Source organism: Nostoc spongiaeforme FACHB-130 (assembly GCF_014698475.1).
Taxonomy (GTDB): domain Bacteria; phylum Cyanobacteriota; class Cyanobacteriia; order Cyanobacteriales; family Nostocaceae; genus Nostoc_B; species Nostoc_B spongiaeforme.
In genome coordinates, this window is sequence record NZ_JACJTB010000003.1 from 213,637 (window position 1) to 229,078 (window position 15,442).

Annotated in this window: 18 protein-coding genes; 12 read left to right on the plus strand and 6 right to left on the minus strand. The window is 42.2% G+C overall.

Annotated elements, in window-relative coordinates; genetic code table 11:
- Positions 1-147: 147 nt before the first annotated feature.
- Positions 148-423 carry a hypothetical protein gene (locus H6G74_RS04825; protein WP_190966595.1) on the minus strand — a complete coding sequence of 92 codons (276 nt, stop codon included), beginning with the start codon at positions 421-423 and terminating at the stop codon, positions 148-150.
- 111 nt (positions 424-534) lie between these two features.
- Complete coding sequence (gene nifH, locus H6G74_RS04830) at positions 535-1,425, minus strand: nitrogenase iron protein (protein ID WP_190966596.1); 891 nt, start codon at positions 1,423-1,425, stop codon at positions 535-537.
- Between the two features lie 1,123 nt (positions 1,426-2,548).
- Here nifH and H6G74_RS04835 point away from each other — a divergent pair.
- The 3 genes from H6G74_RS04835 to H6G74_RS04845 all read left to right on the plus strand — a co-directional run bounded on the left by H6G74_RS04835 (position 2,549) and on the right by H6G74_RS04845 (position 5,008).
- Positions 2,549-3,286 (plus strand): dienelactone hydrolase family protein, encoded by a 738-nt coding sequence (locus H6G74_RS04835; protein ID WP_190966597.1) that lies wholly within the window; start codon positions 2,549-2,551, stop codon positions 3,284-3,286.
- Between the two features lie 13 nt (positions 3,287-3,299).
- Complete coding sequence (locus H6G74_RS04840) at positions 3,300-3,548, plus strand: hypothetical protein (protein ID WP_190966598.1); 249 nt, start codon at positions 3,300-3,302, stop codon at positions 3,546-3,548.
- A 299-nt stretch (positions 3,549-3,847) separates the two neighbouring features.
- Positions 3,848-5,008 carry an extracellular solute-binding protein gene (locus H6G74_RS04845; protein ID WP_190966599.1) on the plus strand — a complete coding sequence of 387 codons (1,161 nt, stop codon included), beginning with the start codon at positions 3,848-3,850 and terminating at the stop codon, positions 5,006-5,008.
- Positions 5,009-5,113: 105 nt separating this feature from the next.
- Here the strand turns inward: H6G74_RS04845 and H6G74_RS04850 are convergent, their stop codons facing one another.
- Positions 5,114-5,635 (minus strand): hypothetical protein, encoded by a 522-nt coding sequence (locus H6G74_RS04850; RefSeq protein ID WP_190966600.1) that lies wholly within the window; start codon positions 5,633-5,635, stop codon positions 5,114-5,116.
- A 76-nt stretch (positions 5,636-5,711) separates the two neighbouring features.
- Positions 5,712-6,539, minus strand: a complete 828-nt coding sequence (locus tag H6G74_RS04855) for a carbohydrate ABC transporter permease (protein WP_190966601.1) — start codon at positions 6,537-6,539, stop codon at positions 5,712-5,714.
- 248 nt (positions 6,540-6,787) lie between these two features.
- Between H6G74_RS04855 and H6G74_RS04860 the strand changes: the two genes are divergently transcribed.
- From H6G74_RS04860 to folE, 5 genes are all read left to right on the plus strand, one after another.
- Complete coding sequence (locus H6G74_RS04860) at positions 6,788-7,483, plus strand: aldehyde oxygenase (deformylating) (RefSeq protein ID WP_190966602.1); 696 nt, start codon at positions 6,788-6,790, stop codon at positions 7,481-7,483.
- Between the two features lie 208 nt (positions 7,484-7,691).
- Complete coding sequence (locus H6G74_RS04865; RefSeq protein ID WP_190966603.1) at positions 7,692-8,711, plus strand: long-chain acyl-[acyl-carrier-protein] reductase; 1,020 nt, start codon at positions 7,692-7,694, stop codon at positions 8,709-8,711.
- 104 nt (positions 8,712-8,815) lie between these two features.
- A complete protein-coding gene (locus H6G74_RS04870; RefSeq protein WP_190966604.1) occupies positions 8,816-9,796 on the plus strand; it encodes an acetyl-CoA carboxylase carboxyltransferase subunit alpha in 981 nt (326 codons plus the stop codon).
- A 351-nt stretch (positions 9,797-10,147) separates the two neighbouring features.
- The gene (locus tag H6G74_RS04875) at positions 10,148-10,873 is read left to right on the plus strand and encodes an SDR family oxidoreductase (RefSeq protein WP_190966605.1); all 726 of its coding nucleotides are present in this window, start codon (positions 10,148-10,150) and stop codon (positions 10,871-10,873) included.
- Positions 10,874-10,989: 116 nt separating this feature from the next.
- Positions 10,990-11,697, plus strand: coding sequence for a GTP cyclohydrolase I FolE (gene folE, locus H6G74_RS04880; RefSeq protein WP_190966606.1), 708 nt, complete (start codon positions 10,990-10,992; stop codon positions 11,695-11,697).
- A gap of 54 nt (positions 11,698-11,751) precedes the next feature.
- Here the strand turns inward: folE and H6G74_RS04885 are convergent, their stop codons facing one another.
- Positions 11,752-12,384 (minus strand): phosphoribosylanthranilate isomerase, encoded by a 633-nt coding sequence (locus tag H6G74_RS04885; protein ID WP_190966607.1) that lies wholly within the window; start codon positions 12,382-12,384, stop codon positions 11,752-11,754.
- 104 nt (positions 12,385-12,488) lie between these two features.
- On the opposite strand from H6G74_RS04885, the gene psaK reads away from it, so the two are divergent.
- Positions 12,489-12,740 carry a photosystem I reaction center subunit PsaK gene (gene psaK, locus H6G74_RS04890; RefSeq protein WP_190966608.1) on the plus strand — a complete coding sequence of 84 codons (252 nt, stop codon included), beginning with the start codon at positions 12,489-12,491 and terminating at the stop codon, positions 12,738-12,740.
- Between the two features lie 224 nt (positions 12,741-12,964).
- Complete coding sequence (locus H6G74_RS04895) at positions 12,965-13,519, plus strand: CAP domain-containing protein (protein WP_190966609.1); 555 nt, start codon at positions 12,965-12,967, stop codon at positions 13,517-13,519.
- A gap of 138 nt (positions 13,520-13,657) precedes the next feature.
- Here H6G74_RS04895 and H6G74_RS04900 read toward each other — a convergent pair whose 3' ends face one another.
- Positions 13,658-13,795, minus strand: a complete 138-nt coding sequence (locus H6G74_RS04900) for a hypothetical protein (protein WP_190966610.1) — start codon at positions 13,793-13,795, stop codon at positions 13,658-13,660.
- Positions 13,796-13,824: 29 nt separating this feature from the next.
- Here H6G74_RS04900 and H6G74_RS04905 point away from each other — a divergent pair, with 29 nt between their 5' ends.
- Positions 13,825-14,301 carry a TspO/MBR family protein gene (locus tag H6G74_RS04905; protein ID WP_062293264.1) on the plus strand — a complete coding sequence of 159 codons (477 nt, stop codon included), beginning with the start codon at positions 13,825-13,827 and terminating at the stop codon, positions 14,299-14,301.
- Positions 14,301-15,413 carry an HhoA/HhoB/HtrA family serine endopeptidase gene (locus tag H6G74_RS04910; protein ID WP_190966611.1) on the plus strand — a complete coding sequence of 371 codons (1,113 nt, stop codon included), beginning with the start codon at positions 14,301-14,303 and terminating at the stop codon, positions 15,411-15,413. The genes H6G74_RS04905 and H6G74_RS04910 overlap by 1 nt, the downstream gene beginning before the upstream one ends.
- Positions 15,414-15,442 lie beyond the last annotated feature (29 nt).

Sequence of the window (15,442 nt, forward strand, 5' to 3'; positions counted from 1 at the left end):
TAAGTAAATCATGCCGGACTCAGCAATTTTCGCAAACAAGTTGTCAAAAAAATCAAAAACTCCCGTCTTCCTCTCCGCGCCTCTGCGCCTCTGCGTGAGAAAATCTCCCATCCCACAACACCCAACGCAGAAAATTTCCTGACACTTTCACCTCAAAGCCTCAACATTCACCCTCAGAACACCAACCTTCGAGTAAAAAGGTTCAACATTCACCCTCAGAACACCAATCTTCGAGTAAAAAGGCTCAACATTCATCCTCAAAACTTCAACCTTCGAGTAAAAAGGCTCAACATTCACCCTCAGAACTTCAACCTTCGAGTAAAAAGGCTCAACGTTCACCCTCAGAACTTCAACCTTCGAGTAAAAAGGCTCAACGTTCACCCTCAGAACTTGAACATTGAGCTTCAGAACTCCATGTACCACACAATTTACTTGAATGATGGCAAAAAAAGTAATAATGAAAAAAACCAGAACCCCGACTTTGACAAAAACGAGGTTCTGGTTGCTTAGAAAGACTTGATGACTACATCAAAATTACTTGGTGCTTTCAGCAGGTTTACCAATCATTTTGGCAGCATTTTCTTCACTTTCGAGAATACCGAATTCAATCAACAATTCTTCTAATTCTTCCATTTCAATTGGGGTAGGAATTTTGAGATTGTCGTTGTTGATGATTTTGTTAGCCAAGGTGCGGTATTCGTTAGCCTGGTTGCTGTCGGGTGCATACTCGTTAACTGTCATCCGGCGCAACTCAGCGTGTTGAACAATATTGTCGCGGGGTACGAAGTGAATCATTTGGGTGTTCAACCGTTTCGCCAAGGTTTCGATGAGTTCGTGTTCCCGGTCTGTCTTACGGCTGTTACAAATCAAACCACCCAAACGCACGCCACCGGAGTGAGCGTATTTCAAAATACCACGAGCGATGTTGTTTGCAGCGTACATCGCCATCATTTCACCTGATGTCACGATGTAAATTTCTTGTGCTTTGTTTTCGCGGATAGGCATTGCGAAACCACCACATACAACGTCGCCTAATACGTCATAAGATACGAAATCAACATCTTGGTAAGCACCATTTTCTTCTAAGAAGTTAATGGCGGTAATAATACCACGACCTGCGCAACCTACACCGGGTTCAGGGCCACCAGACTCTACGCACTTAACACCACGGAAACCGGTGAGCATGACTTCTTCGAGTTCTAAGTCTTCTACTGCACCGCGTTCAGCAGCCAAGTGTAATACTGTAGTTTGTGCTTTAGAGTGCAGCATCAAACGGGTGGAGTCAGCTTTAGGGTCGCAACCTACAATGAGAATGCGTTGACCCATTTCTGCCATTGCTGCCAAGGTGTTTTGAGAAGTGGTAGATTTACCAATACCGCCTTTACCGTAGAAAGCGATTTGTCTGATTTTTTTGTCAGTACTCATGGTTGGTGTTTTCCTACAATTAATTTGATTGCAAAGTTCGAGAGTCAATAATGGTTAAAGGCGGCATACACGAGAATTGGGATTGCAGAAATATTGCAAGTATTACCAAATGCAGGTTTCAATAACGCCAATTTGAGAAAAGTTGGACATAAACTTTACAGGCTGGTGTAATTAAATCCCCATCGGTTGCTCAAGCCTTAAGAATGGTGACAGTGACAATTGACATTTCCCTGGGTTTTGATAAACCCAACCAACCAAAATTGCACTCCACTCTGAATGGTGCTTATTTACAAATTTCCTGTTTTGGATGTGTCACAAATTTTCAAAATTTATGCTGGTAATTCCTACTTTGATATTTTTGACAATGATTCCTGCTCAATTACTCAATCTGCTGATCATTAATGCAATAAAATCAATCTTTCATGACAAAGATAGAGTTAATTTAGCTTGCATTATTCTCAGTAACCATGCTGATTTTTTCAGAATGCCAGCTTGTACTAAGAGTCTTTCTTCCCAGGTTCTTAGAGTAATTTTTCTGGCTGATAATACTAGCTTGTATAGTCATTCATTACTAGTAATTACCTAAGCAAGTTATCACTGACTTCAAGTTTGTAATGAAGTTACAATCCTGTTTACCTGGCTAATTTCTACCGTTGGCAAAAGCGTCACGATATTGAAGTGGATTTACCAGAGCAAAAGGACTTTATTGAGGTAAACTCAATATTTTTCTTGAAGTCTTTTGCGTTCTTGCTTTTTGATTCCTATAGTCAGCTTAACACTGTTTGATTAATTTATTTATCAAAGTTTGAAGTGTTTTTGCTTTTAGTTGATGATGCTGAATAAATATTTTACTTAGACATGAGTGCTGTCATAAGATTGGCGAGATTATAAAGTTTTGCCTGACATTTTAATTTTTCTGGTTTGTTTGATTTGAACTTATAACACAAGTTAGTTAGAAGCCTGAATTCTTCTTCAATGTACTTACATATTTCGATAATATGAGTTTTTTACCTAATTTTAAATGTATCTTTATTTCCGTGGTGAGGCATCGCTCTACAATCCCGATATCATCACGTCATTCTGTAAAAGCTAATGAAAACAATTATGACTGGGAGCCAAACAAGTGCAAATTACTAAGCGCAATGTCGAGTTAAGGGTAGATGACAGCTTAATGCGGGTGTATGTCGCCTCTCCTAAACCAGCCGGAACTTACCCAGGCATTTTGTTTTACAGTGATATCTATCAATTAGGTAGTCCGATGATTCGCCTGGTTAACTACCTAGCCGGGTTTGGTTATGTTGTCGCCGCACCCGAAATTTTTCACCGCATTGAAACTGTTGGTACAGTCATTGAACCCGATGATTTGGGGAGAATGCGGGGTAATGATGATGCACGCAGAACAGCGATCGCAGAGTATGATGCAGATTGTCGGGCTGTGATTGATTTTCTTAAAACCGACGCTGCGGTTAACCCCGATAAAATTGCTACTCTTGGCTTTTGCATCGGCGGACATTTATCTTTTCGCGCCGCCTTCCACAGTGAAATCAAAGCTGCGGTTTGCTGTTACCCGACTGGTATCCCCAGTGGCAAACTTGGTCAAGGCATAGCAGATACTATCCATAGAGTGAGTGAAATTAAAGGCGAATTACTGCTGATACTTGGTACTCTTGACCCTCACATTCCCGAAAGCGATCGCCATACATTAATTAAAGCAATTACAGATGCTAATATACCTCATCAAGTATTCTTATACGAAGCCGAACATACATTTATGCGCGATGATGGTTATCGCTACGATGCTGTTGCAGCTACCTCCGCTTGGTTAGAAATCACCACGTTCTTAGCCAAAATCTTTCCTTAGAGATCATAGGGGTGTGGGGAGTTTGGGGAGTGTGGGAAGTGTGGGAAGTGTGGGGGGTGTGGGGAGTGTGGGGAGTGTGGGGAGTGTGGGGGGTGTGGGGAGTGTGGGGAGTGTGGGAAGTGTGGGAAGTGTGGGGGGTGTGGGGAGTGTGGGGAGTGCGGGGAGTGTGGGGGGTGGGGGGGGAAAGATTTCTTATTTTTTCACCATCCTCCGACTTCTCCCACACCCCTGGATTTCTCACAAGAGAGAAATTCAGGTTTAATGAAGGGTGACTGCCCTCATTCAATCTCACACCGTCTATGTTATTGTTTCACCAGAAATATTAGGATGCTTTACGCTTTGCCTCCATGACTGGGAGGCATTTATTTTGGGAATAATACTGCCTTGAAAGTAGGGAGTAGGGAGTCGAGAGTAAGGGAGTGGGGAAAAGAATAGAACTTATACCAAGTTGCTTTCAGAAATAGTAATATTCCTACTCCCTACTCCCCACTCCCTATTCCCTCACTTTTAACTGCAATGTAAGACAATAGTCTAGAATCTAAGTTTACATATCCAAAATCAATGGATCGACGCTCATTTTTACTCAGTATAAGTGGATTGGCACTGTCGCAACTGCTGGTGGGGTGCGAGAATAAAAACCAAACCAAACTCAGCGTTCAGTTATTAAAAAATTCTATTCCTGCTCAAGTAGTTGATCAATTTAGCCAATTTTTGCAGCCAAAGCCAAAGTTAAAATTCTCTCCCGTTGAGCAAATTCAAAATTTATATCAGCAATTGCAACATTGGCAAGAACAAGCAAAAACCAACGATAAACAAAATTGGACACGCTGGATTCCATTTATTAATTCCCAAACAACTAATGTAGTAGACTTGGTAGGTTTGGGAGATTACTGGTTAAAAAGTGCCATTGAACAAAAATTAATTCAACCCCTAGCAGCAGCAGAAGTCCAACAATTAAAATCTTGGTCGAATTTGGATGAAAGGTGGCGACAATTAGTAACTCGCAATGACCAAGGAAACTTAGATCCGCAAGGACAAGTCTGGGCTGCACCTTATCGTTGGGGTAGTACAGTGATTGTATACGATCGCCAGAAATTTCAAGAATTAGGCTGGCAACCCCAAGACTGGAGTGATTTATGGCGGGATGGGTTGCGATCGCAAATTTCTTTACTGGATAATCCAAGAGAAGTAATCGGTCTAGTCTTGAAAAAACTCGGACAATCCTACAACACAGAAAACCTCGATACCGTACCTAACCTGGAAAAAGAACTGCAAGCTTTAAACCAACAAGTAAAACTCTACAGTTCTAACAACTACCTCGAACCTTTAATTACAGGAGATACTTGGTTAGCCGTTGGTTGGTCAAGTGATGTATTACCAATTTTGTCACGTTATCCCCAACTTAATGTAGTCATTCCCAAATCAGGAACAGCCATTTGGGCAGATTTATGGGTACGCCCCTCTAAAGCCAGCAAAAACGACATATCATCTAAATGGATTGACTTTTGTTGGCAACAGGAAATCGCCAAACAAATCACCACCAAAACTAAAACCAATTCACCGATTATTTCTGATATTAAAATTACCGATATTGCTGAACCAATACGCAGTTTATTACAAACAAATCAGCAAGTTTTCTCGAAAAGTGAATTTTTGCTCCCATTATCAGCATCGACAGTAAAGCAGTATGAATCTCTGTTTACTAAAATCAAGACCAGTTAATTAAATAGTTGGGAAAAGGCAGGAGGCAGAAGTAAAGAAAATTTTAGTTTAATTAACCTAAAAATACTAATAACATTTTCACCTGTAGCCTATCACCTATCAACTTCATTCAGACGATTGCTGCAATACTAATCTATTTAAAGAATTAATTTGAATGCGGCATGATGTTGGGTTAGTTTGAAAATTACAGGTATAACTCCCTAAAAGTTCCTGCTGATAATTAAACACCCTCAAATTATAAACATCCTTTCTCGCAACATTGCCGAGGCGATTGACAAAGCTGTAGCGTTCTAGATAATCTAGTATGCTCCAAACTTGTTGATTGACAATGACATCTACTCTTCCAGGGGTGGTTGCAGTAGCAGGATACGCTATCCAATTATCCAACAACTTACTTTCAGAATTAGCTTGCGCTAACCATAAACTTGGAGTTGTTAATCCTTGTGGGTTAATGGTATTCGCTGTGATTACGTTGCTGTTAGGTTTAGTTAATAAGTCTAGTTCCAACGGCGCATCTGAAGGTAAGGGAACAGCAGCTATTTCTGCTAATGAAGGAGAAATTGGTAATAGCAAAATTGCACCCAAACTGAAGCCCAAAATTATTGGCAAAGATTTTTGGCAAGACATAGAACACCCTTTGCTGATTTAGCAGTCCTATTTGATAGGGAGAGGAAGGGGAGGAGGCCTTAACTTCTTGACAACATCAATTCTTGATTCCCGTTGTAGCAATTCCCCGAATAAATTGACGCTGACCAATTAAAAATAGTGCCATCACTGGTACGGTTGCAATAGTTACGGCTGCCATCATCAAAGGCCAGTTGTTGGTAAATTGTTCTTGAAACTCGGCTAATGCCAACTGTACGGTTCTTAATTCTGGGCGTGTGGTAAATACCAACGGCTTAAACAAATCATTCCATTCTGCGATAAAGGTGAACAAAAACAACGTCACCAAAGCGGGACGGGCTAAAGGTAATAACACCCGCCATAAGATTTGTAACCTGTTTGCCCCGTCAATGATGGCTGCTTCTTCTAGTTCTACAGGAATTGTCTGAAAATACTGGCGTAAAAGAAATATGCCAAAGCCATTGACAGCCGTGGGTAAAATCAGCGCCCCATAGGTATTAATTAAGTGTCCCCACTTCAACACCAAGAATATAGGTATAACCAACAGCTGAAAAGGAATCACCAGGGTTGCTAAAACAACTAACAGCAATGCTTGTCTGCCTCGAAATTTCAATCTTGCCAAGGCGTAACCAGCCAAAGCAGAGGTGATTAGCTGAAATGCGGTGACTGCGATCGCTACTACAGTAGAATTAGCAAAAGCTAAAAGGAACTTCCCTCGTTGCCACGCATCATGATAATTATCTAACGACCAATTTCGCGGCATCGTGATATCTGGAGTCGCGCCAGGGGGTGCAAAAGAAGTGAAAAATACGACAAATAGCGGTAGCAAGACAATGAATGCGCCTAACAGCAGTACCGCTAAACTAAAAATATCGCCAAATTTGATTTGCCAACTTGATTTCATCATAAGTGTGAGATAGCAGAGCTTAGGGGCTAAAGGCTAGGGAATAACGAGAAAATTAATGATTGACTCTTGACGATTAATCGACTCTCTGCATTTGTTTCTTTAGTACTAGAGTATCGCCCCCAGCAAAAGCTAATCTATTACATAGTGACTTGTTAAGTTAAATTAAACAACAGTGAAGATTGCCCTAAAATTACAGGGTAAATTAAGCGTTAGTATCAAATGATTCATTTTACAGGAGTGACGATACCATGCAGCAGTTAGCAGATGGATTAGAAATAGATTTCCACAGTGAGACATATAAAGATGCCTATAGTCGCATTAATGCGATCGTGATTGAAGGGGAACAAGAAGCTTATGAGAATTACATTAAACTAGCTGAACTGCTGCCTGATAATCGTGATGATTTAATTCGCTTGTCGAAAATGGAAAGCCGCCATAAAAAAGGCTTTGAAGCTTGCGGACGCAATTTAAACGTGACACCAGATTTGCAATTTGCTAAGGAGTTTTTTGCACCTCTACACGATAACTTTAAAGTCGCCGCCGCCCAAGGTAACGTTGTCACCTGCTTACTGATTCAATCTTTGATTATTGAATGTTTTGCGATCGCAGCCTACAACATCTACATCCCCGTTGCTGATGCTTTTGCCCGCAAAATTACTGAGGGTGTAGTCAAAGATGAATACAGTCATTTAAATTTTGGTGAAGTTTGGCTAAAAGCTAACTTTGAAGCATCAAAAGCTGAACTAGAAGAAGCAAACCGCCAAAACTTACCCATTGTTTGGAAAATGCTTAACCAAGTGGCGGCCGATGCTGAAGTGTTAGCAATGGAAAAAGAAGCTTTAGTCGAAGACTTCATGATTCAATACGGTGAAGCTTTAAGTAATATTGGCTTCACAACCAGAGATATCATGCGCTTATCAGCCTACGGACTCTCAGCTGCCTAAACAAGTATGAAGGATGAAGCATGAGGTAATGAAAGTTAAAAAAAACTAAAAAGTCAGAATTAAATTCATCATTTTGCTAAAATTCCAGACTTTACACTTCATACTTCATACTTCAGACTTCACACTTTGTTGTATTTTTAAGGTTAGGTATTCTCACTTACCACTCAATTCCACGCTTTCGACGCAGCAAACGCCTAATACACACTACATGTTTGGTCTAATTGGACATCTGACTAGTTTGGAACACGCTCAAGCGGTAGCTCAACAATTGGGATACCCGGAATATGCCGATCAAGGTCTAGATTTTTGGTGCAGCGCCCCGCCGCAAATTGTTGATCACATTAAAGTTACCAGTTTGACTGGAGAAACAATCGAAGGCAAGTACGTAGAATCGTGCTTTTTGCCAGAAATGCTGGCAAATCGACGAATTAAAGCGGCAACTCGCAAAATTTTAAATGCAATGGCTCATGCTCAAAAGCATGATATTGATATCACGGCTTTAGGCGGTTTTTCATCAATTATTTTTGAAAACTTTAATTTAGAGCAGTTCAGCCAAGTCCGTAACGTCACATTAGAGTTTGAACGCTTCACTACAGGTAATACACATACTGCTTATATTATCTGTCGGCAAGTAGAGGCGGCTGCCAAACAAGTTGGAATTGAACTGTCGAAAGCAACAGTGGCTATCTGTGGTGCAACTGGGGATATCGGTAGTGCAGTCACACGTTGGCTAGATGCCAAAACAGATGTCAAAGAAATTCTGCTCATCGCCCGTAACCAAGAACGCCTGCAAAATTTACAAGACGAACTAGGGCGGGGCAAAATCATGGCCTTAGAGGAAGCCTTACCCGAAGCTGATATTGTGGTTTGGGTGGCAAGTATGCCCAAAGGTGTCGAAATTGACTCCAAAGTTTTAAAACAACCTTGTGTCCTGATTGATGGCGGCTATCCCAAAAATTTAGCCACAAAAATTCAACATCCTGACGTTCATATACTCAACGGTGGCATTGTTGAGCATTCTTTGGATATTGACTGGAAAATCATGAAAATCGTCAATATGGAAGTGCCAGAACGTCAGCTATTTGCTTGTTTCGCCGAAGCGATGCTGCTGGAATTTGAGAAGTTACATACGAACTTTTCTTGGGGGCGTAATCAGATTACCGTAGACAAAATGGAGCAGATTGGTCAAGCATCGGTGAAACATGGCTTTAGACCTTTGCTGCTTTAACAAAGTCAAAAGTAAAAAGTTAAAAGGTAAAAGAATGTTTTTACTTTTGCCTTTTTGCTTTTTACTTCTTTAATCCCCAATCCCTAGTTCCTCATCCCTAAATTATGGCCACTACCGAGCGTAAACCACTACTGTTGGATTTTGAAAAGCCGTTAGCCGAACTCTCAAACCGCATTGAGCAGATTCGGCAACTAGCAGAAGAAAATGGTGTTGATGTATCCGGCGAAATTCGCAAGCTAGAAGCACGCGCCACAAAACTGCGTGAGGAGATTTTTAGTACATTATCTCCGGCTCAAAAGGTACAAGTCGCCCGTCATCCTCGTCGTCCCAGTACCCTGGATTATATTCAGTCTATTACCGATGAATGGATGGAGTTGCATGGCGATCGCTGTGGGACTGATGATCCGGCTTTAATTGCTGGTGTCGCTCGTTTAGGTGGGCAGCCAGTAGTGATGTTAGGTCAACAAAAAGGGCGTGACACTAAGGATAACATTGCACGGAACTTTGGGATGGCGGCTCCTGGTGGTTATCGCAAGGCAATGCGGCTGATGGAACATGCCAATAAATTTGGAATGCCGATTTTAGCTTTTGTCGATACACCAGGCGCATTAGCCACCGTCGCAGCCGAACATCAAGGTGCCGGCGAAGCCATTGCTTACAATCTCCGGGAAATGTTTAGCTTGGATGTACCAATTATCTGCACAGTGATTGGTGAAGCAAGTTCTGGTGGGGCGCTAGGGATTGGCATTTGCGATCGCCTACTGATGTTTGAACATGCTGTTTACACTGTGATCAGCCCTGAAGGTTGTGCCGCAATTCTTTGGAAAGATGCCGGCAAAGCACCCCAAGCGGCTATGGCTTTAAAAATTACTTCCCATGATTTAAAAAATTTAGGGATTATTGACCAAATTCTGGCAGAACCTATTGGTGGCGCTCACTCAGACCCCTTAGAAGCCGCAACCACCCTCAAGCAAGCCCTTTTAGATAATTTAGATGAACTCAAACAGTTAACATCCCAAGAAAGACGGCAACTGCGTTATGATAAATTCCGCAAAATCGGTGTTTTTACAGAAATTCCCCACTAGCAAGCTAAAGCTGGGTCATTAATTCAAGACAATGTTATAATTGCCTGTGGTTCTTAAAGATTTTTAACAATCTTTTTAACCACAGGCATTTGTATCTGTGATCAATCGACTCACTTAAATGAGAGATTTCGTTTAGTTTTGCGAGTAGACAGCCTAAACTCCCAGATAAAGACTTAATTTTTATCTTTGGGAGGTATTTTATTGGGGAAATTTCCCATACTGACAATTCAATATAGCAATTGTCAAAAAAAATTATCGGAATTTAAGGTTACTTTAATGTAGCCAATCCGAAGGACTTAAATAATTGGGTGGCAAAGGGCTGGAGTCACTGCCAAAATAATGGGGGAAACTATGGGTAGTAAGCAGAAACAACGCGCCCTGATTACTGGGGCGAGTAGCGGAATTGGCAAAGCAACCGCCTTGGCATTTGCCAAAGCTGGCATAGATGTTGCCCTAGTCAGCCGTTCTTTAGATAAATTAGAGGCGGTAGCAACAGCAGCCAAGGAAAGCGGAGTAGAAGCTCAAGCATACTCCCTAGATTTAGCTGAATTACCCCAAGTAGCGGCGAAAATTACCGCGATCGCCCAAGATTTTGGCAACATAGATATTTTGGTAAATAACGCCGGAATAGGCTATACAGGTAATCTAAGCGACACAAGCTTAGAAGACTGGCAAAACGTTATTAACATCAATCTCACCAGTGTATTTGAGTGCATCAAAGGAATTTTACCCAGAATGCGCGATCGCAGCACAGGCACAATTATCAACGTAGCCTCAATCGCTGCCAAGCAAACCTTTGCTGGATGGGGAGCCTATTGTGTTAGCAAAGCCGGACTTCTAGCCCTTTCTCAAACCCTGGCTCAAGAAGAACGCGCCCACGGTATCCGTGTCACGGTCATTTGTCCTGGTTCTGTAAATACAGAAATTTGGGACACAGACACCGTTCACGCCAACTTTGACCGTTCAAAAATGTTAACTCCAGAAATTGTGGCACAGTCAATTCTCCACACTGTCTTATTGCCACCACAAGCAGTGATTGATGAATTGGTTCTGATGCCCAATGCAGGCACATTTTAGTCATTTGTTCTTGGTCATTAGTCATTTGTTATGAGTGAATCACAAAGGCCAAATGACCAATGACCAATGACCAATGACTGATAGCAAACATCCAAAAACTAACTAAAAATTACATCATGACTATTGCTAGTTCTAACGGTTCCAATCGTTTTCAATCTCCTCTGATTTCTGAATTGGCAGATGCCATCAATACCAGACCCGATCGCAACACCCACGACGGCAGACAACCAGATTTGCACCCGCCTTCTGAGGAACAGATGGAGCAAATGATGGATGCTGTCAGGAATATCATAGTCGGCGTTGGTGAAGATCCTGAACGCGAAGGATTGCTCAAAACTCCCAAACGTGTGGCGGAAGCAATGCGGTTTCTCACCAGTGGTTATAACCAGTCTTTAGACGAACTGGTTAACGGTGCCATTTTTGATGAAGGGCATAACGAAATGGTACTCGTCCGAGATATTAACTTTTTTAGCCTCTGCGAACATCACATGCTACCTTTTATGGGCAGAGCGCATGTTGCTTATATTCCCAATCAAAAAGTTGTGGGCTTAAGTAAGTTAGCCCGAATTGTGGAAATGTATTCTCGCCGTTTGCAAGTCCAAGAAAGGTTAACTCGCCAAATCGCCGAAGCAATTCAAACGATTTTGGAACCTCAAGGTGTAGCAGTAGTCATGGAAGCCACTCATATGTGTATGGTAATGCGGGGTGTGCAGAAACCCGGTTCTTGGACTGTTACCAGTGCCATGCTAGGCGTATTCCAAGATGAACAAAAAACCCGTGAAGAATTCTTCAACTTGATTCGCCATCAACCATCATTCTTTTAAGTAGGGAATGGGGAATTGGGAGTAGGGAATGGGAAATTTACTACTCCCAATTCCCTACTCCCTACTCCCTAACTTCTGAAATAACTCAGCTACTTTATTTAAATCTTTATTTCCTGGTTGAATTTCGACTCCACTAGATAAGTCGATACCGTCAGGGTTAACCAGACTTAAAGCTTCTAAGATATTTGCTGGGGTTAATCCGCCAGCTAAAAACCACGGTGTGCCGGGGTGGAATTTTTCGAGCATTGCCCAATCTAAAGTTTTGCCTGTACCGCCTAACTGTTGGGGATGATAAGCATCAAGTAACAAAGTATCTACGTATTGAGCGTAGATGGCGGCTAGTTCCAGATGGTCAAGGCTGCGTATCCTCAGTGCTTTGAGAATTTCGACACTGGGGAAATTTTTCCTGACTTGGTAACAAAATTCCGGTGATTCATCGCCGTGTAACTGTACGCCAGTTAAACCAGCATCTTGAACTATCTGGTTAATCTCCTGAATGTGAGCGTTAGCAAAAACGCCGATTTTATCAATGTTATCTGGTAATTGGGTAACGACTGCGCGGATTTGGGTGGCAGTTACGTAACGAGGTGAACTAGGTACACAAATAAATCCTAGAGCAGTTGCGCCTAAAGATGCGATCGCAGTTGCTTGTTGTGGTTGAGTGATGCCACAGATTTTAACCCGCATAGTTCTAAAGAGCGAATTTTTGCTAACAATTTTTGGTTGCTGACTCACTAATTCTATAATTTTGAAGGTTTTATGAATTTTTTCATTTAGGAGACCAAATCTAGATGTTATCAAATTTACTGGCAGCAGCAGCTAATGTCCCCGCCACCCCTGCGTGGACTCCTACCGTTGGCATCATTATTAGCGTTACCAGCGTAGTTATGCTGTTGCTATCTACCCGCATTGAGCAGCCTCAAGTTGGGCCTAAATTACCAGGGTTGCCCGTAAGTGTTACCACCTTTATCGCGGCTATGGCCTTTGGTCACATTGTTGGCATTGGTATTGTTTTAGGACTAACTAATATTGGTCGCCTGTAAATACCAGATAACAGAGGAGTGAGATTATTATCCAATCTCATCCTCTGGGACTCATTGTTTTTCTTTCTCCAGCAATGCAACTCTCAAATCTAGGTCAGTTGAATTTGGCGATTTTTGTTACCTTAAGAACAGAACTCACAGCAACTTCATCATGACAGCTAAATTGATAGTTCTTGTCTGGAGAAAGAATTATGCGGGTGAGGTAATTGGGTTGTGATAAGTAGATGCAAAATAAACTACCTCATATTATCTGGTTAGCTTCAGCCGCGATCGCACTTTTGGTAAGTGGCTGCGAAGAAATGCTCAAATACGCACCACCATTGCCCGACATTGAATTACCATCTAACCAACCACCCCGTCCTATAATTCCTCCAGCCTCTGCCAAAATTGCAGATATGGAAGCCGCAGTCCGCCAAGGTATCAACAAAGTACGGCAAGAAAACAGACTTCCGCCTCTGCAAAATAATGACAAACTCACCCAGGTAGCCCGCAACTACAGCCGCCAGATGGCGCAGCAAAAATTCTTCAGTCACACTGGTGCCGATGGTAGCACCTTAAAAGACAGAATAAGTGCAGGGAGAATCTCTTATTTGATGGTGGGAGAAAACTTATTTACCTGTACGAACGTACCGCAACCTGTACCAGCCGCCATTAAAGGTTGGATGAATAGCCCTGGACATCGGGCTAATGTTCTGCGTCCGGTGTTTCAAGAGACTGGTGTGGGAATTTGGCGCGTTGGGAATACGTACTACATGACGCAGTTATTTTTGCGACGTTAGTATTGTCCTGTGTCATTTGTCATTTGTCATTTGTTTTTTTACCCCTACACCCTTGACCCGAATTTCTCACGTATGGGTAGGGAGTGTGGGGAGTGTGGGGAGAGAGGGGAGTGTGGGGAGTGTGGGGGAAAGATTTCTTCACCATCCTCCCACCCCTCCCACACCTCCCACCCTTCCCACACCCCTGGATTTCTCTCTTGTGAGAAATCCAGGTTGAACCCCTCCAATGAATCCAGACTCAGGATAGGTGCAGCGATCGCAGATTCGATTTAACATACAAATGTATTACTTTAGCAGGAGTCGTTGTGAAAGCTAGATGGATAATTACAGCAGCTTCAGCAGCTTTGTTTTTTGGTGGTAGTTTGTTCACATCGCTACGCGACCCTTGGTTTCAAAATCTGCAACGTCCTAGTTGGTTAACTTTTGAATTTCTCATTCCCTTTATTTGGACGTTCATTTGGGTTTGCCTGACGATTTCTGCAATTATTGTCTGGGAAAAAAGCAGCAAGAAAGGTTCTCGCCCTGGGAATTTGCTATTAGTTTATGCCGCTATTGCCTTACTCACATCGCTGTATAGCCCGGTGGTGGTAGAACTCCGCAGTTTGATTGGTGGTATGATTGTGGGCGGTTTAGCAACTCTTTTGGTATACATTTTAGCTTTTGTTGTCAAACCAATTTCGCAAACAGCTGCGTGGCTATTTCTGCCTTATGCACTATGGGGGCCTTTCGGCACTTATTTAACTTGGTTATTACTACAACTCAATAGCCCCATTAACCCATAATGAAACGCCTGATTTCGCAATTCTCGCTTTATCTAACTTTGCTATTAACTGGATGTGTTGCTAATAAAGAAGTGAAAAATCCTTTAGCAACAGCACCAGTCAATGCCAATCAAGATGCCAATTACATCACTCAAGTAGTGCAGCAAGTCGGGTCAGCTGTGGTACGCATCAATTCTACTCGCACTGTCGCAGTATCTCCCCAAGACTCTTATTTAGGGCGTTTTTTTGGCGAACAGCCGAGTCGAGAAGAAGTACAACGGGGGATTGGTTCAGGGTTTATTATTAGTGGTGATGGGATTATTTTGACTAACGCCCATGTGGTAGCAGATACAGATAACGTCGCAGTTGTGTTAAAAGATGGTCGTAGTCTGCAAGGTAAGGTAGTAGGAGTTGACCGCGTAACCGATGTAGCAGTAGTCAAAATTAAAGGTACAGGATTACCAACAGTTAAATTAGGTAACTCCGATAATTTGTTAGCAGGAGAATGGGCGATCGCCATCGGCAATCCTCTAGGATTAGATAATACAGTTACCCAAGGAATTATCAGTGCAACTCAACGTTCTGTTGCTGATTTAGGAGTACCCACAGAACGAGTTGATTTTATTCAAACGGATGCGGCTATTAACCCTGGTAATTCTGGCGGCCCCTTGCTTAACGCTCAAGGAGAAGTAATTGGGATGAATACTGCTATCATCCAAGGAGCGCAAGGATTAGGCTTTGCCATTCCCATCAAAACAGCCCAAAGAATTGCTAATGAATTAATCACTAAAGGACGAGTAGATCATCCTTATGTTGGCATTCAAATGGGAGAATTAACTCCTGATTTACGCAGCAAAATTAATCAAAGTGATACAGGTTTAAAAGTTAATCAAGATACAGGTGTAATTATTTTAGGAGTCGCCCCAAACTCCCCAGCTTCCCGTGCTGGTTTGCGTCCGGGCGACATTATTGACAGTATTAACGGTGTAGCAATTCAAGATATTAGACAAGTGCAACAACAAGTAGAAACTACCAAAGTTGGTGATGTCATGCAAATTACCATTAATCGTAATGGCAAAAAACAGGCGATCGCAATTCGCACAGTCGCCTTACCTGCAAGAGATATTAGTTAAACTTGGCGGCAAAACTGCAAGAATATAGC

Excerpts from the sequence above, each read along its gene's own strand:
- H6G74_RS04910 (WP_190966611.1), top strand. The coding sequence starts at position 14,301 with ATGAAACGCCTGATTTCGCAATTCTCGCTTTATCTAACTTTGCTATTA.
- H6G74_RS04850 (WP_190966600.1), bottom strand. The coding sequence starts at position 5,635 with ATGTCTTGCCAAAAATCTTTGCCAATAATTTTGGGCTTCAGTTTGGGT.
- H6G74_RS04865 (WP_190966603.1), top strand. The coding sequence starts at position 7,692 with ATGTTTGGTCTAATTGGACATCTGACTAGTTTGGAACACGCTCAAGCG.
- H6G74_RS04895 (WP_190966609.1), top strand. The coding sequence starts at position 12,965 with ATGCAAAATAAACTACCTCATATTATCTGGTTAGCTTCAGCCGCGATC.
- H6G74_RS04870 (WP_190966604.1), top strand. The coding sequence starts at position 8,816 with ATGGCCACTACCGAGCGTAAACCACTACTGTTGGATTTTGAAAAGCCG.
- nifH (WP_190966596.1), bottom strand. The coding sequence starts at position 1,425 with ATGAGTACTGACAAAAAAATCAGACAAATCGCTTTCTACGGTAAAGGC.
- H6G74_RS04855 (WP_190966601.1), bottom strand. The coding sequence starts at position 6,539 with ATGATGAAATCAAGTTGGCAAATCAAATTTGGCGATATTTTTAGTTTA.
- H6G74_RS04860 (WP_190966602.1), top strand. The coding sequence starts at position 6,788 with ATGCAGCAGTTAGCAGATGGATTAGAAATAGATTTCCACAGTGAGACA.
- H6G74_RS04875 (WP_190966605.1), top strand. The coding sequence starts at position 10,148 with ATGGGTAGTAAGCAGAAACAACGCGCCCTGATTACTGGGGCGAGTAGC.
- H6G74_RS04900 (WP_190966610.1), bottom strand. The coding sequence starts at position 13,795 with ATGTTAAATCGAATCTGCGATCGCTGCACCTATCCTGAGTCTGGATTC.
- H6G74_RS04885 (WP_190966607.1), bottom strand. The coding sequence starts at position 12,384 with ATGCGGGTTAAAATCTGTGGCATCACTCAACCACAACAAGCAACTGCG.
- folE (WP_190966606.1), top strand. The coding sequence starts at position 10,990 with ATGACTATTGCTAGTTCTAACGGTTCCAATCGTTTTCAATCTCCTCTG.
- psaK (WP_190966608.1), top strand. The coding sequence starts at position 12,489 with ATGTTATCAAATTTACTGGCAGCAGCAGCTAATGTCCCCGCCACCCCT.
- H6G74_RS04845 (WP_190966599.1), top strand. The coding sequence starts at position 3,848 with ATGGATCGACGCTCATTTTTACTCAGTATAAGTGGATTGGCACTGTCG.